Genomic DNA, 25,840 nt, shown 5'->3' with positions numbered 1-25,840 from the left:
CTTCAATGGATCTGTGTAAAATTAAAGACCCTTCAATTTTGAAGGAAATGAATACGAAACAGCTAGAGCAGTTAGCGGAAGAAATGAGGCAATTTCTCATTGAAAACCTAGCTACAACCGGGGGGCACCTGGGGGCCAATCTTGGGGTGGTTGAACTTACCTTAGCCCTTCATAAAGTGTATAAAAGCCCGGTTGACCGTTTAATATGGGATGTAGGTCATCAGTCTTACATTCACAAAATACTGAGCGGACGCGCAGGTCAATTCAATACGCTCCGTCAATATAAGGGCCTTTGCGGTTTTCCGAAGCGTGATGAAAGTGAACATGATGTATGGGAGACGGGGCACAGCTCCACTTCCTTATCAGCTGCCATGGGTATGGCAATCGCCAGGGACTTAAAAAACGAGAATCATTCCATACTTCCCATCATTGGTGATGGTGCGCTCACAGGCGGGATGGCCTTGGAAGCTTTGAACCATATTGGACATGAGAAAAAGAATGTAACCGTTATCCTGAATGACAATGAAATGTCCATCGCCAAAAACGTAGGAGCTCTGCATGGAGCACTCGGACGAATGAGAAGCGCTGGCAAGTACCATCGAGTTAAAGATGACCTGGAATGGGTCCTGAAGAAAATCCCTGCGGTCGGAGGGAAAATCGCGCAAGCAGCTGAACGATTGAAGGATAGCATGAAATACTTTGTAGTCCCGGGGATGTTTTTTGAAGAGCTTGGGTTTACTTACTACGGCCCTGTAGACGGACATGATTTTAATGATCTATTGGAAAACTTAAATTATGCCAAGAAAACAGACGGACCTGTAATCGTACACGTGATGACTCAAAAAGGAAAAGGCTATCACCCTGCAGAAACGGATGTAAAAGACAAATGGCACGGGGTAGGTCCTTATAAAATCGAGTCCGGCGAAAAAATTAAACCTGTGGATGCTCCGCCTGCATGGAGCTCGGTTATTAGTGATGCGATGCGTAAGGAAGCGAGAAAGGATGACCGCATTGTAGCAGTCACTCCGGCCATGATCTTAGGATCCAAATTGGAGAAGTTCGGTGAGGAGTTTCCGGATCGTCTCTTTGATGTGGGAATTGCTGAGCAGCATGCCACCACAATGTCAGCAGGTCTCGCAACCCAGGGAATGAAGCCGTTCCTGGCGATTTACTCAACCTTTATGCAAAGAGGATACGATCAAGTGGTTCATGATGTAGCAAGACAAAAATTGAATGTTATTTTCGGCATTGACCGGGCTGGTTTAGTTGGAGCGGACGGCGAAACACACCAGGGAGTCTTTGATATTGCATTCCTTCGTTCTGTGCCAAACTTTATTATCTCTATGCCAAAAGATGAAAATGAGGCTCAGCACCTTGTCCATACGGCTACCCATTATGAAGATGGTCCATTTGCCATCCGTTATCCTAGAGGTAATGCTAAAGGAGTCTCGATGGATGCAGAACCACAAATCCTGCCGATCGGCAGCTGGGAAGTTCTTAAAGAAGGTACCGATGCTGTCATCCTTACATTTGGGACCACGATCGATATGGCGCTAGAAACCAGCGAAAGGATGGAAAAAGAAGGACGTTCGGTAAAAGTCGTGAATGCACGGTTTATTAAACCTCTTGATGATGCTATGCTTCATGACATTATGAAAGCAGAACTTCGGATTCTTACAGTCGAAGAGGGTGTTCTTCAAGGTGGTTTCGGCTCAAGTGTGTTGGAATTTGCTGAAGAACATGAGTATACATCCCAATGGGTGAAAAGAATGGGTGTACCGGATCGATTCATTGAACACGGAAGTGTACCTAAACTTTGGGAAGAAATCGGCTTGACAACAGAAAATATGGTTGAACAAATAAAACAGATGATACCGAATAAACAGCAAAGGGCTTAACTTATGGGAAGAAAAATAAGACTAGACGTATTATTAGTTGAAAAAGGGTATGTTGAAACCCGTGAAAAAGCAAAAAGAACCATAATGGCAGGGCTTGTCTTTCATAATCAGGTGCGTCTGGACAAGCCTGGTCAGAAGGTTGAGGAAGATGCTGATCTTGTCGTCAAAGGAAAAGCGATTCCATACGTCAGCAGAGGCGGCCTGAAATTAGAAAAAGCCCTGAAGGTTTTTGATCTTAGCGTAAAAGATAAAGTGATGATTGATATCGGCTCTTCTACAGGCGGGTTTACGGACTGTGGCCTGCAGAATGGCGTGAAAACAAGTTATGCCATTGATGTGGGGTATAATCAACTGGACTGGCGCTTACGTAACCATGAGCAGGTCATCGTTATGGAAAGGACGAATTTCAGGTATGTTACGATAGATGATTTGAAGGAAGGGCAACCACAGTTTGCCTCCATTGATGTTTCCTTCATCTCTCTTCGTATTATTCTTCCCGTCCTGGCTACTCTTTTAGATCGTGAAGGAGATGTAGTCGCTCTGATTAAGCCTCAGTTCGAAGCTGGTCGAGAGCAGGTTGGAAAGAAAGGGATCGTTAAAGACCCGTCCATACATAGACAGGTGATTGAAAATATCCTTGATTTTGCAACCCAACACGGCTATTCTGTACATGGACTTACATTTTCTCCAATCACAGGCGGGGATGGGAATATTGAATTCCTTGTCCATCTGCGTTTGGAAGAAGAACAGGCTAAAGTGTCTAAGATCATCGACATCGATGCAGTCGTTGAAGAAGCGCATGAGGCACACCGTAAAAACGCATAATGAACGTAAAAGGGCTTATGAAAAGCCCTTTTCTTATGGAAGGACTGGAAACGGAGGATGGTCATGAATAAAGGACAGCGTCATATCAAAATCAGAGAATTGATTACGAATGACGATATTGAAACCCAGGATGAGTTGGTCGATCGATTAAAGGGTATGGGTTATAATGTTACTCAAGCAACTGTTTCAAGAGACATCAAAGAGCTTCACTTGGTGAAAGTTCCAATGATGGATGGTCGATACAAATACAGTCTCCCTGCGGATCAGCGCTTTAATCCTTTTGAAAAACTAAAAAGATTGATGATGGATGCGTTTGTCAGCATTGATCGAGCAGGTCACTTTATCATCTTAAAAACTTTGCCGGGGAACGCGAATGCTGTAGGTGCCCTCGTGGACAACTTGGAATGGGATGAAATCATGGGCACGATTTGTGGGGATGATACATGTTTGATCATCTGCCGCAGTGAAGAGCAAACAGAAACGATAAGTGAGCAACTGCTCAATATGTTATAACTGAGGTGGAAGTTTCATGCTAACAGAATTGTCTATTCGTGATTTTGCAATCATTGATCGAATTTCAATTACGTTCAAAGAAGGCCTTACCGTGCTTACAGGAGAAACGGGTGCGGGGAAGTCAATCATCATCGATGCCATTCAACTGCTTTCTGGTGGGCGAGGGTCCGTTGAGTTTGTGCGTCATGGAACAAAAAAAGCCGAAATTGAAGGATTGTTTACGGTAAGTCCGAACCATCCGATTCACAATGTTGGAGAAGAGTTTGGCGTGGAAATCGGTGAGGATGGGATGGTGGTTTTACAACGGACCATCACTCATCAGGGTAAAAGTATCTGTCGAGTAAATGGGAAGTTGGTTACTCTTGCGATCATGAAAGAGTTTGGCCATTCCTTGATTGATATCCATAGTCAGCATGAAACCCAATCCTTGATGGATCCGGATCGTCATATTGAACTCTTGGATATTTTTTCTGGTCATGATATGAAAACTTCGTTGGAAGAATATCATCGAGTGTATGAAAAGTATCGCGCATTGAAAAAGCGTTATAAAGAGTTGAGCGAAAATGAGCAGGAGATGGCACAACGTCTCGATTTGCTTGAATTTCAGCTGCGTGAACTGCAGGAAGCAGAAATGCAGCCGTTAGAAGACGAGGAACTATCTGAAGAACGTAAAAAGCTTATGAATTACGAAAAGATATATCAAGGTATTCATGATGCGTATTATTCCCTATACGGGGAACAAAAAGGTTTGGATTGGCTTAGCCATGCTATGACCTCTCTTGAAAGTACATCAGATATGGATGATACTCTCTCCCAACTTTCAGAAGAGATGTCGAACTCCTATTACATCATAGAAGAATTGACCTTTAAGTTGAGTAATCAAATGGCAGAACTCGAATTTGATCCAGAGCGATTGAACCAGATTGAATCACGCTTGAATGAATTGAATCGATTGAAGAAAAAATATGGAGCGACCGTAGACGATATGCTTCAATATGCTTCAAAAATAGAAGAAGAAATTGATGAAATTAAGAACAAAGATTCCCACCTTAGCAAGATGGAGAATGAAATAGATGAGCTCGGGCAGGATGCTGTAGTTGAAGCGAAAGCCATTCATGACATAAGATCGAATGCTGCAGCTACTTTATCAGAATATATCCATGAAGAATTAAGGGACTTATATTTAGAGAAAGCATCATTTGATGTAGATATTTATTTGAAAGAAGGCCGCCGGGGAGATCCTGAGCTTGACGGTCAGCCTGTGCAATTGCTCCCGAATGGTATAGACCTTGTCAAATTCCTGATCACCACCAATCCAGGCGAGCCGTTAAAAGAATTACATAAAGTGGCTTCAGGAGGGGAAATGTCCAGGATCATGCTTGCCTTGAAGCGGATATTCTCACGACATCAAGGAGTAACGAGCGTCATTTTTGATGAGGTGGATACGGGTGTCAGCGGTCGTGTAGCTCAGGCAATAGCTGAAAAAATATACGGCATATCTGAAGGGTCTCAAGTCCTTTGTATATCACACCTTCCTCAAGTCGCTGCCATGGCAGATACCCATGTTAGAATCGAAAAAAGAGTGGATAATGACCGCACACATACGGCGGCCAAAGAACTCTCCTATGATGAGAAAGCAGATGAAATATCCAGGATGATTACCGGTGCTGAACTTACAGAAACAACAGTTGAGCATGCGCGTGAACTACTTCTCATGGCAGACAAACATAAGAATTGAAAAATGACAAAAGATAAACGTATGGAGCAAAGCTCCATACGTTTTTTAGTTTTACTTATCAAAAGGCTCTGTTAAAGTTTAGTGTTGCAATTACTGCAAAAAAGGAACTTCAAATTTATATTTGGCTTATTCATCTAAAGCTCTCTTTTCTTGAAGACTTTATTTCGAGATTTTCCAGGGATTCATTGCCTGGTTGAGCGTCAGGGGTGGCTGGGAAGCCACTCGCTTTCCTGTGGGGGAGTGGCGAGCTTCCTCGGGCTACCGCCCTGCGGGATCTCGCCGATCTCCTTTCTCCCACGGGAGTCTCGCAGCTTCCCAACCACCCCATTCGATCATGCGAGAAACGAATCCCTACAAGAAGGAGCAGCTTCCACTATTACTACCTATAGTAAGAAAGTGCTCTATAACAAGCGGTTATGAGCTCCTTCCATACGATGGAGATAAGTAATACAGCTCTCCATTCGTATAGTGAGCGCCTACTTCTGAAAGTGATTTCGAGACACTTATATGGCAAAGGGCGGAGGGGAATGGCGAGACTCCTGCGGGAAGAGAGTGCTTGGTGAGACCCCGCAGGACGTAGTCCGAGGAGGCTCACCGCGCTCCCGCGGAAAGCGTGTCATTCCCCGCAGCCCTATCCACCACACAGAAGTTTCGAAATCAAGTCTTCAACAATCCTGCCATTTAGCGAAAGGCTCAGTTTCGAAGTAATAATCCAACAGAGCCTATCCAAAAAGGGGTTCAGACGTATTTACTTCTCTAACTCATCCCGAAGTGATGGTTTGTCGGTATATAGTAAGAAAAAATGTACGACTTGCGTCTTGTTGAAGATTGAAGAACTTTGTTCATTTGTAAGATGTCAGTTATGGTCAGTTATCCAATCTTTACATATACGTTGGAGAATGTTTCTACCCAAGGGAAACGGTACTATAATTACTGTGATTATGCTCGTTTAAAAATGGTTGTGGAAGACCACATTATAAGTAAGCCATTTAGTTGGTACTGGAGTGATAAGGAGTGTGAACCCGTGAAAGATCAACAGAGATTGAAATATATATGCGGTTCCGTTCTCCTGCTGTTCATGCTCATATTACCATTATTAGCCCCTTTTCATGATTATCTGTCCATTCCGACAGAAGTGAAAATCAGTGCGTCACAAGCAACAGGAAACGATGATGCTGAAGCGTTAACTGCCTTTTCATCTACGGATGATCATCAAGTCTTTTATGAGTTCGCCGGAGTACCGCTCAAGAAAACGGATGTAACTCAAATGCGTGACATACGATTGATCCCAGGAGGTCAATCCGTCGGGGTTGAACTGCATACTAAAGGAGTACTGGTTGTAGGTCACCATATCGTCAATGGAGAGAAAGAGACAAAGAAATCTCCTGGCGAAGAAGCTAATGTGCTGGTAGGTGATATCCTCCTCGAAGGCAACGGCCAGGAACTCAACAGCATGGAAGAACTCTCTTCCATCGTAAAGGAAGCTGGCGAAGAAAATGAGTCGATAGACCTTAAAATTAAACGAGGGAAGGAAACTCTTTCCACCACTCTGACTCCTGCATTTAACGAACAGGAGAACGAATTTCAAATCGGTCTTTATATTCGAGATTCTGCAGCAGGGATTGGAACGATGACGTTCTTTGATCCTGAAACGAAGAAGTATGGTGCACTTGGCCATGTCATTTCGGATATGGATACGAAGAAACCGATTGAAATTCATGAAGGTACGATTGTTCGATCCCATGTTACCTCTATTGAAAAAGGAAGCCAGGGGATACCAGGTGAGAAGAAGGCCAAGTTCTCGCTCCGTGATGACCGGTTAGGTACGATCACAAAGAACACACCATTTGGCATATTCGGTGAGTTAGACGGGGATATGGAAAATGATTCGTACCCTGAGGGTGTCCCAGTAGGATTTGCTGAAGAGGTAGAAGAGGGACCTGCTCAAATCATGACGGTATTGGACGGTGAGGAGATGCAGACCTTTGATGTGGAAATCGTCAGTAACATGCCGAAAAAATCGGCAGTTACAAAAGGGATGATTGTGAAGATTACTGACCCTGAGCTCCTCGATAAAACAGGAGGCATCGTACAGGGAATGAGTGGAAGTCCGATCATTCAAAATGGGAAAATCATTGGTGCGGTTACTCATGTGTTCGTTAATGACCCGACAAGTGGTTACGGCGTGCATATTGAGTGGATGCTGCAAGAAGCCGGTATTGAATTATATGAGGATCAAGCCAAGAATCAAAAAGCAAGTTAGAAGAGCCTGATAGACAGGCTCTTTTTCTTTTTAGTTGCTTTTCCATCATCCTCCACTCAATTCACAAGAAAAGACTATACACATTCGACAAAATTCGACAAAGTAATGTTGTAATTGTCGAATGTGTACGAATTTAAGAGTATTTTAAAGCATTTAAAAGATAATCTCAAATATTGAAATTTTTTTGTTATAATAAAAGAGGGTTAAATTCCTTGCTGTCGAATATGTGTATTACGGAAAAAAGAAGGACCATTTTGTAAGGAGGAAAATAAATGGAAAAGATTCGAGTGTGTTTGGCTGATGATAATCGCGAGCTTGTAAAGCTGCTTGAGGAATATTTCGATGATGCTTCTGATATTAATGTTGTCGGTACGTCTTATAACGGAAAAGATTGTCTTCAAATGGTTGAGGAGAAGCAGCCGGATGTTTTGATTCTGGATATTATCATGCCTCACCTGGATGGACTTGCTGTTTTGAATAAATTGAAAGATATGGACAAGCATCCGGAAGTGATTATGCTCACAGCATTCGGTCAGGAAGAAGTGACGAAAAAAGCTGTCGAACTTGGCGCGGCATATTTCATGATGAAACCGTTCGACCTCGATCACCTGGGTGAGCAGGTCAGGCAGATCAAACATGCAGGCGATCCGATTAATCGGGCTCTAGGGAACAGTTACACATCTTCTAAATCGAAGAAGCCGGACCTTGATACAAGCATTACACACATCATCCATGAAGTAGGGGTTCCTGCTCACATCAAAGGTTATCAGTACTTAAGAGAAGCCATAACCATGGTCTATCGTGACTTGGAGCTGTTAGGTTCCATTACAAAGGTCCTTTATCCGGATATCGCAACCAAATATAATACGACCGCATCCCGGGTGGAACGTGCGATTCGCCACGCCATTGAAGTCGCCTGGAATCGTGGGAACATCGATGCAATTTCATCACTTTTCGGGTACACCATTTCCAATACAAAGGCGAAGCCGACAAACAGTGAATTTATTGCCATGGTGGCAGACCGTTTACGACTGGAACATAAAGCCAGTTAACAAAAAAAAGCACGAAAAGGGATCAGTCACTCTTCCCTTTCGTGCTTTTTATTTGTTTTAGACATCAACTTTTTGATATTCCTGGCTAGCTTCTCATCCTCATATATCCCTGCATCGATATCCTCAATTTCATGGCATAAAAAATCATAGATCTCTTCTTCAATAAAAAGCAGTCCGTCCCTGTTGATCTGCCTGTAACTGAAAGGAAGGTCTAAGTATTGGATGATAACATAGGTATGGGCTTGATCTTTATAAGTGCAAACAATGGATAATTCGCTGTTTTCGGGATAATATCTTATTCCTCCAAATCCATCCCTTCTTAATACCATAGAACCACCCTTCCTCTATCTTCCATCATATCGGAAAATGACCAGGGATGTAACAAATTTTTAGAATTTTTGTAAAAATTCCCATAACCACGTCGAATTTTATATAGGATTTGTTTTTTTTATAAAATTTGTTCAATTGCCCCCCCTCTTTGTGATACAATTCTTAATTATTAATTACTTTCGTTCTTTAATGGGGTGTTGTATTCATGAAAGTTGTAAAATTCGGGGGCAGTTCTTTAGCGGACGCCGGCCAGATCGAAAAAGTAAAGAATATTATTGAAACAGATGAGGGGAGACGAGTTATCATCGTCTCCGCCCCAGGTAAACGCCATAAGGGTGATGAGAAAGTAACAGACCTTTTGATTGCTCTTGGAACTTCTATACAAATGGGGCAGAAAGATCATAGTATTTATGAAAAGATCATTGATCGTTTTCAATCCATGACTGACGAGCTAGGTCTCTCTATACGTGTTACAGAACAAGTGAAAGAAAAAATAGATAGAGCTGTCCGGATGGTGGAGGAAGAGGCAGAACATGCGCTTGATGCATTGAAAGCTTGTGGAGAAGATGGATCCGCCCATATTGTAAGCGCGTTTTTACAGGATTCAGGGTTTCAGGCTTCCTATGTTAATCCAAAAGAGGCAGGTATTCTTGTTCGTGATCAACCTGGTGGAGCTTTAGTATTGGAAGAAAGTTTTGAACAGTTATACAGCCTTAGGCATAGAAATGAAGTGCTGGTTATCCCCGGGTTTTTCGGGTTCACTCCGGAAGGTGAACTGGTGACGTTTTCACGGGGAGGTTCTGATATCACAGGGTCAATTGTCGCGGCAGGTTTAAAAGCGGAATTATATGAGAATTTCACAGATGTCGATTCGGTTTACTGTGTGAATCCTTTGTATGTCGATAACCCTAAACAATTGACCTCTTTGACTTACCGCGAAATGCGGGAGTTGTCTTATGCAGGGTTTTCTGTATTTCATGATGAAGCTCTCATTCCTGCGTTCAAGGAGAAAATTCCCGTATGCATCAAAAACACGAACAATCCGTCTGCCGAGGGAACTATGATTGTAGCTGATCTCCCTGAGAGAGAAAGTCATGTCGTTGGGATAGCGAGTGATGATGGGTTCTTAAACCTATATGTGAGTAAATACTTAATGAACAGAGAGATCGGTTTTGGGCGTAGGTTGCTTCAGATTTTGGAAGATGAAGAAGTTTCTTTCGAGCATGCCCCTTCTGGAATCGATGACATGTCAGTGGTTATCCGGGAACACCAGCTGCCGCCTGAGAAAGAACAAACAGTTGTAGGGCGGATAAAAGAAGAGTTAGAAGTGGATACCGTTCTGATTGAGCGGGAAATGGCTATGATTATGATTGTAGGGGAAGGAATGAACCAGACGATTGGAATTGCAAGTCGCGCAGCAGCTGCTTTCCGCGAAGCGGGGGTAAATATTGAGATGATTAACCAGGGGTCATCAGAAGTTTCGATGATGTTCGGTGTTAAGTCAGCTGGTTTAGGTAAGGCTGTCCGATCCCTTTATCATACGTTCTTTGAATGAATTGTAAAACGAAGCAGTGGTTCACTGCTTCGTTTTTTGTTGTTCAGCCAAGACTTTATGGAGTTGTTCCAACGTTTGGATATCATTTGTGATTGTATGAGAGAGGAGATAACGAAATAATTCCGCGGTCATGATGGCATCATTCAATGCATGGTGCCGATCTCTTTTTTCGATACCGACATATTTCAATAATGGATCAAGCTGATGTTTGACGTTTGGTAAGAGCCACTGGGCCATGAGCTGTGAATCAATGACGTGCGGTTTGTAGTCAGGGAGCTTCCATCTTTTCAGCATCGTCCTTAAGAATCGCATATCAAATTTGGCCGGGTGAGCCACTATGACCGATCCTTCACTAAAGTCCATGAAATTTTGAAAGCCCTCTATGAATGGACTTGCATTTTTTAAACGGTCCTTGGAAAGGCCAGTCAATCTGAGGGTTTGTTTATTAACGGGTCGGATGGGGCGAATCACCTGATGGAATTTTTCCATATGGCACGCATGCAATCCGTGCAGGCGGATCGCACCAATCGATATAATTTCATGCCCGATTTCTGGTAAGAACCCCGTCGTTTCCAAATCGAAAATTGTATAATCCAAGTCTTCCAATGGTTGATGTTTCAGGTCCTCATTACGATGAAATTGTGTCAGTTGATTTTGCAATACCTCATACTGATGCCATTTTAAAAAAGGCTTAATTTTAAAATAATACATAGGTTTTTCGAATAGCAGATACTTAATGATCTGTAAGTCGACAGGCATCATCATACCACCCGATTTCGGTTGTAACTCAATTCCAATACCTGTTGAAGTCGTTTGGCTATAATGAGGGATTCTCGAAGGGAGCGACGCTCGTCCTTCTTTAATGGACCCAGTTTTAAATCATTGCTCAATGGATCATTCTCATCCAACTGCTGCAAGTTCGCTTTCAGTCGAAACAACATCAGGCGGTGAAGAGCGGTCTTGGCATTCTCTACATCCCTTGGGTGAAAACGCTCCTGTTCAGCCAAGGCTTCCAATCTGTTGATCGTGTTGATCTCTTCTATTCCGTATTTCATACTGTAGATGCGGATAGCATTAACAATCTGCATAATGGCAGATTTTTTTAAATTCAATGTCCGTTTTTTCCCAATTCCTGAAATTCTACCGAATGGTTGAACAGGAACACGGAAACGGAGGGTGTCCTTCATCAGTAATTGGTGCAGGTTTAATGACTTTTGGACACGTTTCGTTACATATTTTTTTAAATCATAGGCAAGGGAATAGTCACCGGTGATGGGACGGAAGTCCATGAAAATGGTGAAATCACGGATTTCTTCGGCATCCATCTTGTTGATCCACTGGTCGATACTCGCATGCCAGGCACTCATCTGCTGTCGCCATTTCGGTTCTTTTGCCATAATGCCACCTGTACAGTATGGAAAACCGCAGGCATTCAACATATCATTGATTTTGGTTGTGAAGACCTCAAAATATTCGTCAATTTTTGCTTTGTGTTTACTATTGTCATGGTCGGCTAAGATAATCGCATTGTCCTGATCGGTGGAGAACGCCTGCTCTTTTCGACCTTCGCTACCCATAACAAGGAAACAATAGTTGATCGGAGGTGCTCCATGACCTTCCCGAATCATTTCATCTTCAGCGATTTGTACGACTTGCTTATGGATGCGGTCATTGTAGTTCGTCATAAGTTCCGCGATATCATAGGCAAACATATGATCTTTAATTAAACTTGCCACGAATTTCTGAAAACGTTCATTATGAATCGGGGAAAGTGGCTTGATTTCATCAATAGTGGTAGCATTGGATATTTTATACGTTAGGTCGAAATAAACGGAATTCTTAATTGTAAAAAAGGACGATTGCCTTAGAATACCCACTACCTTGTCCTTGTGGAGGACAGGTATGATTTCCGTAGGGTGGTGCTTCAAGTAACTCAAGGCGTCGTAGATGAATTCTTGTTCATTGATTTCATAAGCTTCTTCAGACATATAAGCTTTGACTGGGTTTTTGTGATCGTTCTCAAAATAAGCCTTTAAAATCTCGCCATAGCCGATCATGCCTTGCATGGACTGTTGGTCGTCACTGACAATTAAAGCCTCGATCTTCTGTTGCTGTAACATACGGGCTGCTTTTTCAATGGATGCTTCTGGGTGAATAAATGTAGGGGGCTCCATATAAGCATCTGCCCTCTTTTTATACAATTCTCGATCGTCCTGTTCGTCTGTCGTAGAACTTTTATATTTTACTTCGTCATATAAACTCTTCATTAAATGGCTGATGCCATCCATAACTACTTTTGAAAAGTGTGTATTGTTAGACATCACTTTTAAGAAAGGTTCGCGTTCAAAGCAAATGGTTTTGATAGGCTCAAGCGCCTGAACGGAAAACCTCATTTCTCCGCTTGTAAGAAGTATCATCACCCCTACCAAGTCACCGGGATAATAAAACCTGACGGAAAGTTGTCTGCCGTTCGAACGGTGCATGATATTTTTTGCGAGTCCAGATACCATGAAATGAATATCGATGGTATCGTCTTCCTGATCTTCATGGATGATGAATTCATTCTTAGAGAACTCTTTGACGACCGCGTTTCCAAAGATCTCTTCGAATTCCTCATCAGAAAGCAAATCAAAAGGGTACTGCTTTCTAAACATTTCAAATTCTGTCACAGAACAAAACTCCTTCGTCCCAATGGTGTGTTTCTTCAGATTTTAAAATCATTCCTTTGACTTAAAGCGCCCTTTAGTCAAATTTCGTTTTCGATCCCTGTGCAGGATGAAGCCACCAATAAATGCAAGACCACCAGTTACGAACAAAACGCCCGCAAGTCCCTGCAAAGCTATGTGGAAAAAAATTTGATGAAATTCGCCGAACAGTGCGTCACGGATCAGTTTAATGCCGTAAACAGCGATCAATCCGGGAGTGACTAGTAATAATAATGCAATTAATCGCATAGACGTAACTCCTTTAATTCAATCCATGAACAAGTATATCAAATGGCGGGGCATGAGGGAACTATCGACACACTTGCCAAAATGTGCAGAATGGGGTACGATAAAGTTACGCAAAAAGTTGCAGGGTGTGGTGAAATGAAACGTGTGTTGATTGTCGGAGCGGGGAAAGGTGGAACTGCCCTGTTAAAGTTATTGAAGCAGATGGACCGGATGTTCGTGGTCGCTGTGACAGACATAGACCCGAACGCACCGGGATTTATGTTAGCTGAAAGGTACGGGATACCGACCGACCGTTTTTGGCAGGATTGGATACATAAAGAGATTGACATTGTTATTGAAGCTACAGGTGAAGAAGAGGTCTTTAATGAAATTCGTGAAGTAAGAAGTCGTTCCACTGTTGTTATTCCAGGATCTGTCGCATATGTGACGGCAGAGTTACTTGAAGAAAAAGAGTCGCTCGTTCAGAAATTGAAGCAGCAGACAGAGAATCAACATCTGATTTTGAACAGTATTCATGACGGAATGATCGTTATTAATGATAAAGGGGATATAACATTCATCAATCGAAGCGCTGAGCGTATTGTGGGCTTGGAACGCAAAACGATGATTGGGAAACCTATCCAGCAAATTATTCCGGATACAAGGCTCCCTCAAGTTTTAACTTCCCGCAAGGAAGAAGTAAACAAGAAGCTTGCGTTAGGGAATGGGAAGAAGGTTGTGACCACGCGTATCCCAATGATTGGTGAAGACCAAAAAATTATCGGTGCGTTCGCCGTTTTTAAAGATATTACGGAAGTTGTAAACCTTGCTGAGGAAATTACGGATCTTAAAGAAGTCAAAACGATGCTCGAAGCCATCATCCATTCTTCGGATGAGGCGATTTCTGTTGTCGATGAAAATGGAAGCGGTTTAATGATCAACCCTGCCTATACGAAAATTACCGGACTTTCTGAAGAAGAAATTGTTGGGAAACCTGCGACCGTCGATATCTCAGAAGGGGAAAGTATGCACATGAAGGTTCTGAGAACGCGCAGGCCTGTCCGTGGAGTCCGGATGAAGGTTGGCCCATCGAAAAAGGATGTCCTCGTCAATGTCGCGCCTGTGATTGTTGATGGGAAGCTAAAAGGGAGTGTCGGTGTCCTGCACGATGTTTCAGAGATTCAGGCATTGACTAGTGAGTTGAAACGAGCCAGACAGATTATTCGCAGTTTAGAAGCGAAATACACCTTTGATGATATTATCGGTCAGTCTCAGGAAATGACCCTTGCGTTGGAGCAGGCGAAAGTGGGTGCTCGTACTCCGGCTTCTGTGCTGCTCAGGGGAGAGTCGGGAACAGGGAAAGAACTTTTCGCGCACGCGATTCATAATGAGAGCAAGCGGCGCCATAATAAGTTTATCCGTGTCAATTGTGCGGCAATAGCAGAGTCCCTGCTGGAGAGTGAATTATTCGGGTATGAAGAAGGTGCTTTTTCTGGGGCGAAACGAGGCGGGAAGAAAGGATTGTTTGAAGAAGCAAACCACGGCAGTATATTCCTGGATGAAATCGGTGAACTCACGTTGCAAATGCAGGCTAAACTATTGAGGGTGCTGCAGGAAAACGAGATCATCAGGGTCGGGGGGACAAAACCTGTTCATGTTGATGTCCGTGTCATTGCAGCGACAAACCTTAACCTGGAAAAGGCAATCATGCACAGGGATTTTAGAGAAGACCTTTATTATCGATTGAACAGACTCCCGATTTACATTCCTCCTCTTCGGGAAAGGATTGAGGATGTAGATTTATTGACTCGTCACCTGATCCAGAAATTGAATGAAGATTATGGAAGACACGTAACTTCTGTTGATGAGGATGCTTTTAAAATGTTGAAAGATTATGATTGGCCAGGCAATGTGAGAGAACTCGAGAACATTATTGGAAGAGCGATGATCTATATGGAGAATATGGAAGATACCATTAGACTTGAACACCTGCCCCGCTTGAAGAATCAACCGAAAGGCACTCCAGATGGAAATAGTGAGGACTCATGGCAGGGAGAAACGCTGCAGCAGGCAGTGGATGATTATGAAAAGAACCTGCTTGCAGCTGCATACCGTTCTCATGATTTCAATAAAACAAAAACAGCGAAGGCTCTTGGGATCTCAATTAGGAATTTATATTATAAATTAGAGAAGTATTCTTTAGACAAAAACAGCATGCAAAATTTTTCATGATGCAAATTCTTGCAAAGTGTAAAACCTTATTATAAACCAATTTTAGCGTCTTTTGAGATTGGCATAAATGTTGCATACAAGTAGAAGGGAAGAGGTGACATATGAAGAAGCTGGACGAATTAGTAAATCAGATTGACCGTCATGAATTAAAAACGGTCGCTGTTGCTCAGGCGGCAGATGAGGAAGTATTGAAAGCAGTAAAATTAGCACGCCAATCTAATTTAGCTGAGTTCTTCCTAATCGGAGACCACTCAGAAATTGAAAGGAAGGCGAAGCAGGTCGGCTTGGATTTGAACCAGGAAGGACTGTCGGTCATCCATTCCTCTGAAGGGGATAGTGCAGCAACTGCTGTGAAAGCCGTTCATAACGGGGAAGCACATGTGGTCATGAAAGGCCATATCGATACGAAGGCTTTATTGAAGGCGGTTCTTAATAAAGAGTATGGGCTGAGGAAAGGATCCATTCTATCACACGTCGCTTTATTTGAAATTCCAGGGCGTGACCGGTTGATATTCCTTACAGACTCTGCGATGAATATCGCTCCAACCCTCGAAGAAAAAATTCAAATTATAAATAACGCCGTGGAAATCGCGACCCGGGCGGGTTGGGGGAATCCCAAAGTTGCTCCCCTTGCTGCTGTGGAGGTCGTTAACCCTGCCATGCCCGCTACGCAGGATGCTGCCCTCTTAACCCAGATGAATAGACGTGGGCAGTTGAAAGGCTGTATAGTGGATGGCCCCCTTGCTTTTGATAATGCTGTCGATCCAAAGGCAGCAGAACAAAAAGGGATTACCTCAGAGGTCGCAGGACAGGCAGACATTCTTGTCGTACCGTCCATTGAAGTGGCCAATGCCTTATATAAATCATTTATCTATTTTGCCAAAGGTAAAGTGGCTGGCGTCATCAGTGGAGCAAAAGCTCCGATTGTCTTGACGTCGAGATCAGATGATGCAGAAAGTAAGATTTTTTCACTGGCTTTAGCTTTAAAAGCCAGTCAATAATAGGAGGAATAAAAATGGAAATTTTCAGCTATATGCAAGAGTACGATTATGAGCAGTTGGTATTTTGTCACGACGAACAATCCGGATTAAAAGCAATTATTGCTATTCATGACACAACGCTTGGCCCTGCACTCGGAGGAACGCGGATGTGGACATACGCTTCAGAAGATGATGCGGTAGAGGATGCGCTTCGTTTAGCCAAAGGGATGACGTATAAAAACGCTGCAGCCGGTCTGAACCTTGGTGGAGGGAAGACGGTCATCATCGGCGATCCTAAAAAAGAAAAGAACGAAGAAATGTTCCGTGCATTCGGTCGTTATATTCAAGGGTTGAATGGTCGTTACATTACTGCTGAAGATGTAGGTACAACTGTACAGGATATGGATCTTATTCATGAAGAGACAGATTATGTAACAGGAATTTCTCCTGCTTTTGGTTCTTCTGGTAACCCATCTCCAGTCACAGCTTATGGTGTTTACCGCGGGATGAAAGCCGCAGCAAAAGAAGGTTTCGGAACGGATTCACTTGAAGGAAAGACAATTGCTGTTCAGGGTGTCGGAAATGTTGCCTTTACTCTTTGCCGTCACCTCCATGAAGAAGGAGCCCATCTTGTTGTAACGGATATAAATAAAGAAGCTGTCGATCGTGCTGTCGAAGAGTTCGGAGCAAAAGCTGTCGATCCTGATGACATCTACAGTGTAGATTGTGACATCTATGCACCATGTGCACTAGGTGCAACGATCAATGATGAAACCATTCCTCAATTGAAAGCAAAAGTTATCGCCGGAGCAGCAAATAACCAGTTAAAAGAAACGAAGCATGGAGACATCCTTCATGAAAAAGGCATTGTGTACACACCGGATTATGTTATCAATGCAGGGGGCGTGATCAACGTTGCGGATGAGCTTCACGGATATAACAAAGATCGTGCCATGAAGCGTGTAGAAACAATTTATGATAATGTAGCCCGGGTATTCGAAATTTCACGCAGAGATAATATCCCGACATATGTGGCTGCAGACCGCATGGCGGAAGAACGTATCGAGCGTATGCGCAGATCCCGCAGTCAGTTCCTTCAGAACGGCCATCACATCTTAAGCAGAAGACAGAACGGATAACGGGGGTTTAGGAATTGCAAACACATCGTATTCTGGTCATCAATCCGGGCTCCACGTCAACAAAAATAGGAGTCTTTGATGATCAGGAAGTCGTTTTTGAAAAGACAATCCGCCATACTGCGGATGAAATCAGCTCATATAAACGTATCATCGATCAATATGAATTTCGCAAGCGTGTCATTCTCGAAGAACTCGACCAGGAAGGCATTAACATCAGCAAATTAAGTGCCGTCTGCGGAAGAGGAGGCCTTTTACGTCCGATTGAAGGAGGGACATATGAGGTCAACGATGCCATGCTTGAAGATTTGAAGAATGGATACAATGGGGAACACGCGTCTAATTTAGGAGGAATCATCGCGAATGAAATCGCGCAGGGGTTGAATATCGGTGCCTATATAGTCGACCCGGTCGTCGTTGACGAGCTTCAGGAGTTAGCCCGTGTTTCTGGTGTACCGGAGATTCCAAGAAAAAGTATTTTTCATGCCTTGAACCAAAAAGCAGTTGCTAGAAGAGCGGCCGATGAACTGGGCTTATCTTATAAGGATTCACGTTTAATTGTGACCCACATGGGTGGAGGAATTACGGTAGGTGCCCATGTCGGCGGCCGTGTAGTCGATGTGAACAATGGTTTACACGGCGACGGACCTTTTTCACCAGAGCGGGCAGGGACAGTTCCAGCGGGTGATCTCGTTTCCTTGTGTTTTTCCGGACAGTATTACAGAGATGAAATTATGAAGAAACTGGTCGGGCAGGGGGGACTGATGGCTTACCTGGATACGAATGATGCCCGTGAGGTAGAAGAGATGGTAGCTAATGGAGATAAGAAAGCGAAAGTTGTTTTCGACGCTATGGCTTACCAAATTGCTAAAGAAATTGGAAGCATGAGTGCAGTTATGGAAGGGAAAGTGGATGCCATTGCGCTCACCGGCGGCCTTGCCTACGGCAAAGCATTCGTCGAAGAAATTTCCAAGCGTGTGCACTGGATTGCCGATGTATTGATCTATCCGGGTGAAAATGAACTTGAAGCATTGAATGAAGGGACGTTACGAGTCCTGAATAAAGAAGAAGTTCCAAAACAGTATCCTAACTTTCAAGAATAGAAAGGAGTGTCCAAGGTGGCACAAGAATACGATTTGGTCATACTCGGAGGCGGTACAGGTGGTTACGTGGCAGCTATCCGAGCAGCAAAACTAGGACTTAAAACTGCAATCGTTGAAAAAAGAGAACTAGGTGGGACATGTCTTCACCGGGGATGTATTCCTTCCAAGGCGCTCCTGCGCAGTGCAGAAGTATTTAAACAAACAAAAGAAGCGGATCGTTACGGCGTTCTTGCTGAGAACCCAACACTGAATTTCACGAAAGTTCAAGAGCGGAAGCAATCAATTGTAGACACTCTACATAAAGGTGTTCAAGGATTGATGAAAAAAGGGAAGATCGATGTCTATGAAGGTTTCGGTAGAATATTAGGCCCTTCTATTTTCTCCCCGACAGCAGGTACCATTTCCGTTGAAATGAACAACGGGGAAGAGAATGAAATGTTGATTCCAAAAAATGTTCTGGTAGCAACGGGTTCCCGTCCCAAGTCCCTGCCTGGTCTTGAAATTGATGGCAAGCATGTCATGAGTTCGGATGAAGCTCTACATATGAAAGAGCTTCCTGAATCGATTATGATCGTCGGCGGCGGAGTTATCGGAATTGAATGGGCATCAATGCTTGCTGACTTTGGTGTGAAAGTGACGGTTCTTGAATATTTACCGCACATATTACCTACGGAAGACGAAGATATTTCCAGGGAAATGTTGAAGCAGATGAAGAAAAAGGGTGTAGACGTTGTAACAAGCGCTAAAGTCCTGCCGGATACGATAGAAAAAGGTGAAACCGTCAAAATTGATGCCGAAGTTGACGGGGAAACGGTGACTTATGAGGCGGAACGTATGCTTGTTTCTGTGGGAAGGGCAGCAAATGTTGATAACATTGGTCTTGAGAACACGGACATCCAAGTTGAGAACGGCACCATTCAAACGAACGGTTATTATCAGACGAAGGAAACCCATATCTACGCCATTGGAGATGTCATCGGGGGTATGCAACTTGCGCATGTCGCTTCCCATGAAGGAATGATTGCAGTTGAACATATGGCTGATCAGAAACCTCATCCAATGAATACGGAGCAGGTACCTTCCTGTATTTATTCCAGTCCTGAAGTATCAAGTGTCGGATTGACGGAGAAAGCAGCAAAAGAAAAGGGTTACGATGTTAAGGTAGGCAAATTTCCATTTCAAGCGATCGGTAAAGCTCTCGTCCATGGAGAAACGGACGGTTTTGTTAAAGTAGTAGCAGATATAGAAACGGATGATTTACTAGGTGTCCATATGATCGGCCCGCATGTAACAGATATGATTTCTGAAGCTGCTCTTGCTCAAGTCCTTGATGCGACCCCTTGGGAAATCGCCGAAACGATTCATCCGCACCCGACGCTCTCCGAAGCAATCGGAGAAGCGGCGATGGCTGTGGACGGCAACCAAATCCATGGATAATAAAAAAGGAGGGATCCACATGGCTGAAAATCGCCATAAAGATTTAGGCTTAAGTGATGAACAGGTGTTGGATATGTTCCGCACGATGTTGTTAGCAAGAAGAATCGATGAACGAATGTGGCTGCTGAACCGCGCAGGTAAAATACCATTCGTTATTTCCTGTCAAGGCCAGGAAGCCGCCCAGGTAGGTGCATCTTATGCTCTTGATCGAGGAAAAGATTATGCATTGCCATACTACCGGGATATGGGAGTTGTTTTATCCTTTGGAATGACAGCTCAGGACCTTATGCTATCCGGCTTCGCCAAGGCGGAAGACCCTAACTCCGGAGGGCGCCAAATGCCTGGACACTTCGGTCAGAAGAAAAACCGTATCGTCACGGGGTCATCTCCAGTAACGACCCAGGTCCCCCATGCAGTGGGCATCGCACTGGCTGGGAAAATGGAGAAAAAGGACTTTGTTTCTCTGGTGACATTCGGAGAAGGTTCATCCAACCAGGGGGATTTTCACGAAGGAGCGAACTTCGCAGGAGTTCACAAACTTCCCGTCATTTTCATGGTGGAGAACAATAAATATGCAATTTCTGTACCGGTTTCGAAACAGCTGGCATGTGAAAAAGTCTCAGATCGTGCCATCGGTTATGGAATGCCTGGTTTCACAGTAGATGGTAACGATCCACTGGCTGTCTATGAAGCGGTGAAAGCGGCTGCAGACAGAGGACGTAACGGAGAGGGGCCAACTCTGATCGAAACCGTTTCCTATCGTCTGACTCCTCACTCCAGTGATGATGATGATCGTACGTATCGTGAACGTGAAGAAGTGGACGAAGCAAAGAAAAAAGACTCGATCGTTACTTTTGCTCAATACTTACGGGACATGGGTCTTCTTACAGAAGAGAAGGAAAAAGAAATGGATAATGAAATCAACGCCATTGTCAATGAAGCAACTGATTATGCCGAGAATGCAGCATATGCAGAAGCTGAATCTGCCATGAAGTATGTATATGAAGAGTAAGGAGGGGGAGAAAAAATGCCAGTAATATCTTATATTCAAGCCGTTACTCAAGCTTTGAAAGAAGAAATGAAAAGGGATGAAAAAGTTTTCGTCCTCGGTGAAGATGTCGGAAAGCGTGGAGGCGTATTCCGTGCGACGGATGGTCTTTACGATGAATTCGGAGAAGACAGAGTGCTGGACACGCCTCTTGCAGAGTCTGCAATAGCGGGTGTCGGAATTGGTGCAGCTATGTATGGGATGCGTCCAGTAGCAGAAATGCAGTTTGCAGACTTCATAATGCCCGCTGTCAACCAGATTATTTCAGAAGCTGCAAAAATCCGCTATCGTTCCAACAACGATTGGAGTGCACCGATTACTATCCGTGCCCCTTATGGCGGCGGTGTCCACGGAGCCCTTTACCATTCCCAATCAGTGGAAGCGGTATTCGCTAATCAACCGGGTCTGAAAATCGTGATGCCTTCCACCCCTTATGATGTCAAAGGTTTATTGAAGGCTTCGATCCGTGACAATGATCCTGTTCTGTTCTTTGAACATAAACGTGCCTACCGGCTGATCAAAGGAGAAGTTCCAGAAGAAGATTACACTCTTCCAATCGGGAAAGCGGATGTGAAACGTGAAGGGTCGGATATTACGGTAATCACGTATGGTCTGTGCGTCCACTTTGCTTTGCAAGCCGCAGAGAAGCTGGCGGAAGAAGGCATTGACGCCCACATTCTTGATTTACGTACCGTTTACCCCCTTGATAAAGAAGGAATTATTGAAGCTGCATCCAAAACAGGGAAAGTTCTTCTTGTAACGGAAGACAACAAAGAAGGTGGAATTATTTCAGAGGTCGCAGCCATCATCAGTGAAAACTGCCTATTTGATCTGGATGCTCCGGTCCAGCGTTTGGCCGGTCCTGATGTTCCTTCTATGCCTTATGCTCCGACAATGGAAAAACATTTTATGATGAACCCGGACAAAGTAGAAAAAGCGATGAAAGATCTCGCGGAATTTTAATTGAAGGAGGAGATTCCTGTGGGTGTAGAAAAAATCAATATGCCTCAACTTGGTGAAAGTGTCACAGAAGGTACGATCAGTACATGGATGGTCCAGCCTGGGGATCAGGTCAACAAATACGATCCGATAGCGGAAGTGATGACAGATAAAGTGAATGCAGAAGTCCCATCTTCTTTTTCCGGTGTGATCAAAGAGCTTGTCGCTTCTGAAGGGGATACCATAGAGGTCGGTGAACTCATGTGTTACATCGAAGTGGAAGGTGCGGGTTCGGCCGAAGAACCCTCTTCTGAAGAAAATAAACAAGCCCCTGCACAGGAAACCCCAGTTGCTGATGACAAATCATCGGCTGCTTCGAAGCCTGAGAAGCAGCAGGATAAAGAGAGTAAGAAAAGGTACTCGCCAGCGGTCATGACGCTTGCACAAGAACATGATATTGATTTGAATGTAGTCGATGGTTCCGGCCGTGGTGGCCGGATTACTCGTAAAGATATCGAGAACATCATTGCTAGCGGCGATATACCTAAAGCAGGCGAAGCACAAGCAGACGCTCCAACCGAGCAGCCTGCACAAGCAGAGAAAAAATCTGCCCCAACACCTGCCCCAGCAGCGCAAACACCGAATGTACAAGCTGGTGAAGGAGACATTGAAATTCCTGTTACTGGCGTTCGTAAGGCAATTGCAGCAAACATGGTTAAGTCGAAGACAGAAATTCCGCACGCATGGATGATGGTGGAAGTGGACGTCACGAACCTTGTTGAACTTCGCAATGCTAAGAAAAACCAGTTCAAGCAGCAGGAAGGCTTCAGCTTGACTTATTTCGCTTTCTTTGTAAAAGCAGTCGCTCAGGCATTGAAAGAATATCCTCAATTGAACAGTATGTGGGCAGGCGACAAAATCATCCAGCGAAAAGCCATCAACTTAAACATTGCTGTGGCTAAGGATGACCAATTGTTTGTTCCTGTTATTAAAGATGCTGATGAAAAGAGTATCAAAGGCATCGCCAAAGATATTACAGATCTTGCGAACAAAGCACGTCAAGGCAAGCTTACATCGAAAGATATGGAAGGCGGTACCTTTACTGTCAATAACACAGGTTCTTTCGGTTCCGTGCAGTCCATGGGAGTAATTAACCACCCTCAGTCCGCCATTTTGCAGGTGGAATCGATCGTGAAGAAGCCCGTTTACCAAAATGGCATGTTCGGAGCACGGGATATGGTCAACCTATGTTTATCATTGGATCACCGGGTTCTTGACGGCCTCGTAGCCGGTAATTTCCTTGCCCGTGTCAAAGAGATCCTTGAAAAAATGTCAGAAGATAACACATCCGTATACTAATGCAAAGAAGCTGCCCCTGGTAAAGAGGGCAGCTTCTTTATCATCCCAGACATAAAAAGCCTTCCCAACCTATGTATACTCTTTCAAGTATCACGAAATCATAGACAATTCAATTGAAAGATGTCAGATATCTTGGTAAAATGTTCATAGCATTTCTATAAAGGGGCCATGTTCAATGGATTTCAATATTTTTATGAACGATGTAGTAACTAAAGCACGTGAAGAGATCACTCAAGCAGGATATACGGAACTGACGACTCCTGAAGAAGTCGATCAGGCGTTGAATAAAGAGGGAACAACTCTTGTTATGATTAACTCCGTTTGTGGATGTGCAGGCGGAATCGCCCGTCCGGCAGCAGCTCATGCCATTCATTATGATAAGCGCCCGGATCAACTGGTAACAGTCTTTGCAGGTCAGGATCGTGAAGCAACGGATCGTGCCCGCGAATATTTCGAAGGATACCCGCCATCTTCTCCATCTTTCGCACTTTTAAAGGATGGTAAAATTCAGACGATGGTCGAGCGTCATGATATTGAAGGTTTCGATCCGATGGAAGTTATCGGAAAGCTTCAGCGCAATTTCGAAGAGTATTGTGAAGAAGTATAAGCATTCAACATACAGGGGGATCTTTGTTTTATAGCAAAGATCTCCTTTTTTACGTAACCCATCATCCATACATAAGCGGCCGGGAACATCGGCAGTTAAGAAAGATTCGAGGTGAACCCAAGAGTGAAAATAGGATATCGGACGATAAAGACGGCTCTAGGGACTCCCTTTGCCATATGGATAGCACAATTGCTTCAGCTTGAAAATTTCGCTTCAGCAGGAATTCTTACAATTCTTTGTATCCAAATTACGAGAAAACGGTCATTTTTAAGTGCTTGGCACCGCTTCTCTGCCTGTGTACTTGCCATGGGGTTTTCTTTCCTTTTCTTTGAATTGTTAGGCTACAACCCGATTGCCATTGGATTGATGCTGTTTGCTTTTATTCCAGCCACGGTGTGGTTTAATATTACCCCGGGCATAGTTACAAGTTCTGTCATCATCCTGCACCTATACGGGTCTGGCAATATTAATTGGAGTACAATATGGAATGAATTGTTATTGATCACAGTCGGGATCGGCACCGCCCTTCTTTTAAATTTATATATGCCAAGTCTTGAAAATAAGCTGAATCAATACAGACTAGAGGTGGAAAACAACTTTTCCATAATATTGAGGGAAGTTGCTCAATTTTTACGGAATGGTGATAATGACTGGACGGGTAAGGAGTTGACAGAGACTGCTGATCTTCTTGAAAAAGCCAAGTCGCTTTCTTATAGGGATGTTGAGAATCATCTCCTCCGCTCGCATAACCATTTTTATCATTATTTTCATATGCGTACGAAGCAGTTCGAACTTCTTGAGCGCATGCTTCCTCTCGTAAGTAGGATATCGGTATCGGATCGGCATGGGATACGGATGGCGGAGTTCTTCGATGATTTAGCAGACGCTGTCCATCCAGGGAATACGGCTGTTATTTATTTGAAAAAGTTAAAAGAAATGAAAGAAGACTTCCGGGATAATCCACTTCCGGAAACCCGGGAGGAATTTGAGGTTCGGGCGAGCCTTTTCCATCTCCTCAACGAGATTGAGGATTACTTGATCATTAAAAGGTCTTTTAAGAAGAGTGACGTATAGGAGAAGTGGGTGAGGGAGACTATATAGTAAAAGAGGATGATTGTTTTGATCCATTTTCTTTTATTCATAAGTTTAGTCATGCCACTCCTTCCTCCGCATTCACCACCTGATCCTGTCATCATCGTCAATAAAGCCACGCATGAAGTGATTCTCTATCAACAGGACGAGGTACTCTTTAAGGCACCTGCCGCAGTTGGTAAAACAAAAGAGCTGACGCCTGAAGGACAGTTTAAGATTAAAGTCAAAGCCAAGGATCCTTATTATCGTAAAAACGATATACCTGGAGGTGCCCCGGATAATCCGCTGGGAAGCCGCTGGATTGGTTTTGATGCACGAGGAACAGATGGAAGGATCTATGGGATACATGGAACAAACCGGCCGGAATCCATAGGCAAATCTGTCTCTGCCGGGTGTATCCGATTAAACAATACGGATGTTGAAAAATTATTCGATCTTATCCCCCTTCACGCTGATGTCATCATTGTGGACAGTGAAACTGCTATGGAGGATCTATACCGCAACTGGCAAAAGAATCAAATAAGCCATCAGTTGTAATATCGAAAAAAGCCGAAAGAATGGAGAGCCCATTCTTTCGGCTTTTTTAATGAGTCATTTATTTATTATAAGAAGAAACTTGCGCCTGCCAATGCACTGGATAGGAGCATGGACAAAATCATGACATAGATGACGACTTTCATACGGCGCTCGCGTTTTGATCGTTTTTTTGCAGCCAAGGTGTGTTACCTCCTTCTCAGTCAATCCTACCGTCATTTTACCGAAAAAAGAGAAATTGGACAAGGGCGTAAAATCATTTACAA

23 protein-coding genes are annotated in these 25,840 nt (G+C 43.7%); 18 read left to right on the top strand and 5 right to left on the bottom strand.

All coding sequences use genetic code 11. From position 1 onward, the window contains the following. Window positions 1-5 precede the first annotated feature (5 nt). The 6 genes from dxs to spo0A all read left to right on the top strand — a co-directional run bounded on the left by dxs (window position 6) and on the right by spo0A (window position 8,289). On the top strand, window positions 6-1,898 hold the full coding sequence (gene dxs, locus ACXADE_RS12755; protein WP_474980842.1) for a 1-deoxy-D-xylulose-5-phosphate synthase: 1,893 nt from the start codon (window positions 6-8) through the stop codon (window positions 1,896-1,898). Between the two features lie 3 nt (window positions 1,899-1,901). Continuing rightward, window positions 1,902-2,723 carry a TlyA family RNA methyltransferase gene (locus tag ACXADE_RS12750; RefSeq protein WP_474980841.1) on the top strand — a complete coding sequence of 274 codons (822 nt, stop codon included), beginning with the start codon at window positions 1,902-1,904 and terminating at the stop codon, window positions 2,721-2,723. Between the two features lie 63 nt (window positions 2,724-2,786). Then, window positions 2,787-3,236 carry a transcriptional regulator AhrC/ArgR gene (gene ahrC, locus ACXADE_RS12745; RefSeq protein ID WP_035509781.1) on the top strand — a complete coding sequence of 150 codons (450 nt, stop codon included), beginning with the start codon at window positions 2,787-2,789 and terminating at the stop codon, window positions 3,234-3,236. 16 nt (window positions 3,237-3,252) lie between these two features. Then, window positions 3,253-4,974, top strand: coding sequence for a DNA repair protein RecN (gene recN / locus ACXADE_RS12740; protein WP_474980840.1), 1,722 nt, complete (start codon window positions 3,253-3,255; stop codon window positions 4,972-4,974). 1,024 nt (window positions 4,975-5,998) lie between these two features. Continuing rightward, window positions 5,999-7,237, top strand: coding sequence for a SpoIVB peptidase (gene spoIVB, locus ACXADE_RS12735; protein WP_474980839.1), 1,239 nt, complete (start codon window positions 5,999-6,001; stop codon window positions 7,235-7,237). Between the two features lie 272 nt (window positions 7,238-7,509). Then, window positions 7,510-8,289 carry a sporulation transcription factor Spo0A gene (spo0A, locus tag ACXADE_RS12730; protein WP_474980838.1) on the top strand — a complete coding sequence of 260 codons (780 nt, stop codon included), beginning with the start codon at window positions 7,510-7,512 and terminating at the stop codon, window positions 8,287-8,289. A gap of 26 nt (window positions 8,290-8,315) precedes the next feature. Here the strand turns inward: spo0A and ACXADE_RS12725 are convergent, their stop codons facing one another. Beyond that, complete coding sequence (locus ACXADE_RS12725) at window positions 8,316-8,618, bottom strand: hypothetical protein (protein ID WP_474980837.1); 303 nt, start codon at window positions 8,616-8,618, stop codon at window positions 8,316-8,318. Between the two features lie 206 nt (window positions 8,619-8,824). On the opposite strand from ACXADE_RS12725, the gene ACXADE_RS12720 reads away from it, so the two are divergent. After that, entirely contained in the window at window positions 8,825-10,174 is a 1,350-nt protein-coding gene (locus ACXADE_RS12720) for an aspartate kinase (protein WP_474980836.1), read from the top strand. Between the two features lie 21 nt (window positions 10,175-10,195). Here ACXADE_RS12720 and ACXADE_RS12715 read toward each other — a convergent pair whose 3' ends face one another. From ACXADE_RS12715 to ACXADE_RS12705, 3 genes are read right to left on the bottom strand one after another with little or no spacing between them, the layout of a single operon-like run. Then, window positions 10,196-10,933 (bottom strand): 3'-5' exonuclease, encoded by a 738-nt coding sequence (locus tag ACXADE_RS12715; protein WP_474980835.1) that lies wholly within the window; start codon window positions 10,931-10,933, stop codon window positions 10,196-10,198. 2 nt (window positions 10,934-10,935) lie between these two features. Continuing rightward, on the bottom strand, window positions 10,936-12,843 hold the full coding sequence (locus ACXADE_RS12710) for a DUF294 nucleotidyltransferase-like domain-containing protein (protein ID WP_474980834.1): 1,908 nt from the start codon (window positions 12,841-12,843) through the stop codon (window positions 10,936-10,938). A gap of 48 nt (window positions 12,844-12,891) precedes the next feature. Then, on the bottom strand, window positions 12,892-13,128 hold the full coding sequence (locus ACXADE_RS12705; RefSeq protein WP_474980833.1) for a DUF2627 domain-containing protein: 237 nt from the start codon (window positions 13,126-13,128) through the stop codon (window positions 12,892-12,894). 135 nt (window positions 13,129-13,263) lie between these two features. On the opposite strand from ACXADE_RS12705, the gene ACXADE_RS12700 reads away from it, so the two are divergent. The 11 genes from ACXADE_RS12700 to ACXADE_RS12650 all read left to right on the top strand — a co-directional run bounded on the left by ACXADE_RS12700 (window position 13,264) and on the right by ACXADE_RS12650 (window position 25,577). Further along, a complete protein-coding gene (locus ACXADE_RS12700; RefSeq protein WP_474980832.1) occupies window positions 13,264-15,339 on the top strand; it encodes a sigma 54-interacting transcriptional regulator in 2,076 nt (691 codons plus the stop codon). Between the two features lie 101 nt (window positions 15,340-15,440). Further along, window positions 15,441-16,340 carry a phosphate butyryltransferase gene (gene yqiS / locus ACXADE_RS12695; RefSeq protein ID WP_474980831.1) on the top strand — a complete coding sequence of 300 codons (900 nt, stop codon included), beginning with the start codon at window positions 15,441-15,443 and terminating at the stop codon, window positions 16,338-16,340. 14 nt (window positions 16,341-16,354) lie between these two features. Further along, window positions 16,355-17,458 carry a branched-chain amino acid dehydrogenase gene (gene bcd / locus ACXADE_RS12690; protein WP_474980830.1) on the top strand — a complete coding sequence of 368 codons (1,104 nt, stop codon included), beginning with the start codon at window positions 16,355-16,357 and terminating at the stop codon, window positions 17,456-17,458. Between the two features lie 14 nt (window positions 17,459-17,472). Beyond that, window positions 17,473-18,558, top strand: coding sequence for a butyrate kinase (gene buk / locus ACXADE_RS12685; protein ID WP_474980829.1), 1,086 nt, complete (start codon window positions 17,473-17,475; stop codon window positions 18,556-18,558). Window positions 18,559-18,573: 15 nt separating this feature from the next. Next, window positions 18,574-19,995 (top strand): dihydrolipoyl dehydrogenase, encoded by a 1,422-nt coding sequence (gene lpdA, locus ACXADE_RS12680; RefSeq protein ID WP_474980828.1) that lies wholly within the window; start codon window positions 18,574-18,576, stop codon window positions 19,993-19,995. A 19-nt stretch (window positions 19,996-20,014) separates the two neighbouring features. Continuing rightward, window positions 20,015-21,007 (top strand): thiamine pyrophosphate-dependent dehydrogenase E1 component subunit alpha, encoded by a 993-nt coding sequence (locus tag ACXADE_RS12675; RefSeq protein WP_474980827.1) that lies wholly within the window; start codon window positions 20,015-20,017, stop codon window positions 21,005-21,007. 15 nt (window positions 21,008-21,022) lie between these two features. Continuing rightward, the gene (locus tag ACXADE_RS12670; RefSeq protein ID WP_474980826.1) at window positions 21,023-22,006 is read left to right on the top strand and encodes an alpha-ketoacid dehydrogenase subunit beta; all 984 of its coding nucleotides are present in this window, start codon (window positions 21,023-21,025) and stop codon (window positions 22,004-22,006) included. An 18-nt stretch (window positions 22,007-22,024) separates the two neighbouring features. After that, window positions 22,025-23,341: a dihydrolipoamide acetyltransferase family protein gene (locus tag ACXADE_RS12665; protein ID WP_474980825.1), complete on the top strand. Its 1,317-nt coding sequence runs from the start codon at window positions 22,025-22,027 to the stop codon at window positions 23,339-23,341. A gap of 175 nt (window positions 23,342-23,516) precedes the next feature. Next, window positions 23,517-23,948, top strand: a complete 432-nt coding sequence (locus tag ACXADE_RS12660; protein ID WP_474980824.1) for a BrxA/BrxB family bacilliredoxin — start codon at window positions 23,517-23,519, stop codon at window positions 23,946-23,948. A gap of 123 nt (window positions 23,949-24,071) precedes the next feature. Next, entirely contained in the window at window positions 24,072-25,022 is a 951-nt protein-coding gene (locus tag ACXADE_RS12655) for an aromatic acid exporter family protein (RefSeq protein WP_474980823.1), read from the top strand. A 36-nt stretch (window positions 25,023-25,058) separates the two neighbouring features. Next, the gene (locus tag ACXADE_RS12650) at window positions 25,059-25,577 is read left to right on the top strand and encodes a L,D-transpeptidase (protein ID WP_474980822.1); all 519 of its coding nucleotides are present in this window, start codon (window positions 25,059-25,061) and stop codon (window positions 25,575-25,577) included. A 65-nt stretch (window positions 25,578-25,642) separates the two neighbouring features. Here ACXADE_RS12650 and prli42 read toward each other — a convergent pair whose 3' ends face one another. Next, the gene (gene prli42 / locus ACXADE_RS12645; protein ID WP_474963635.1) at window positions 25,643-25,756 is read right to left on the bottom strand and encodes a stressosome-associated protein Prli42; all 114 of its coding nucleotides are present in this window, start codon (window positions 25,754-25,756) and stop codon (window positions 25,643-25,645) included. Window positions 25,757-25,840 lie beyond the last annotated feature (84 nt).

Source organism: Halobacillus sp. ABR2_026 (assembly GCF_056158545.1).
This window is presented reverse-complemented; position numbering and strand designations above follow the sequence as displayed.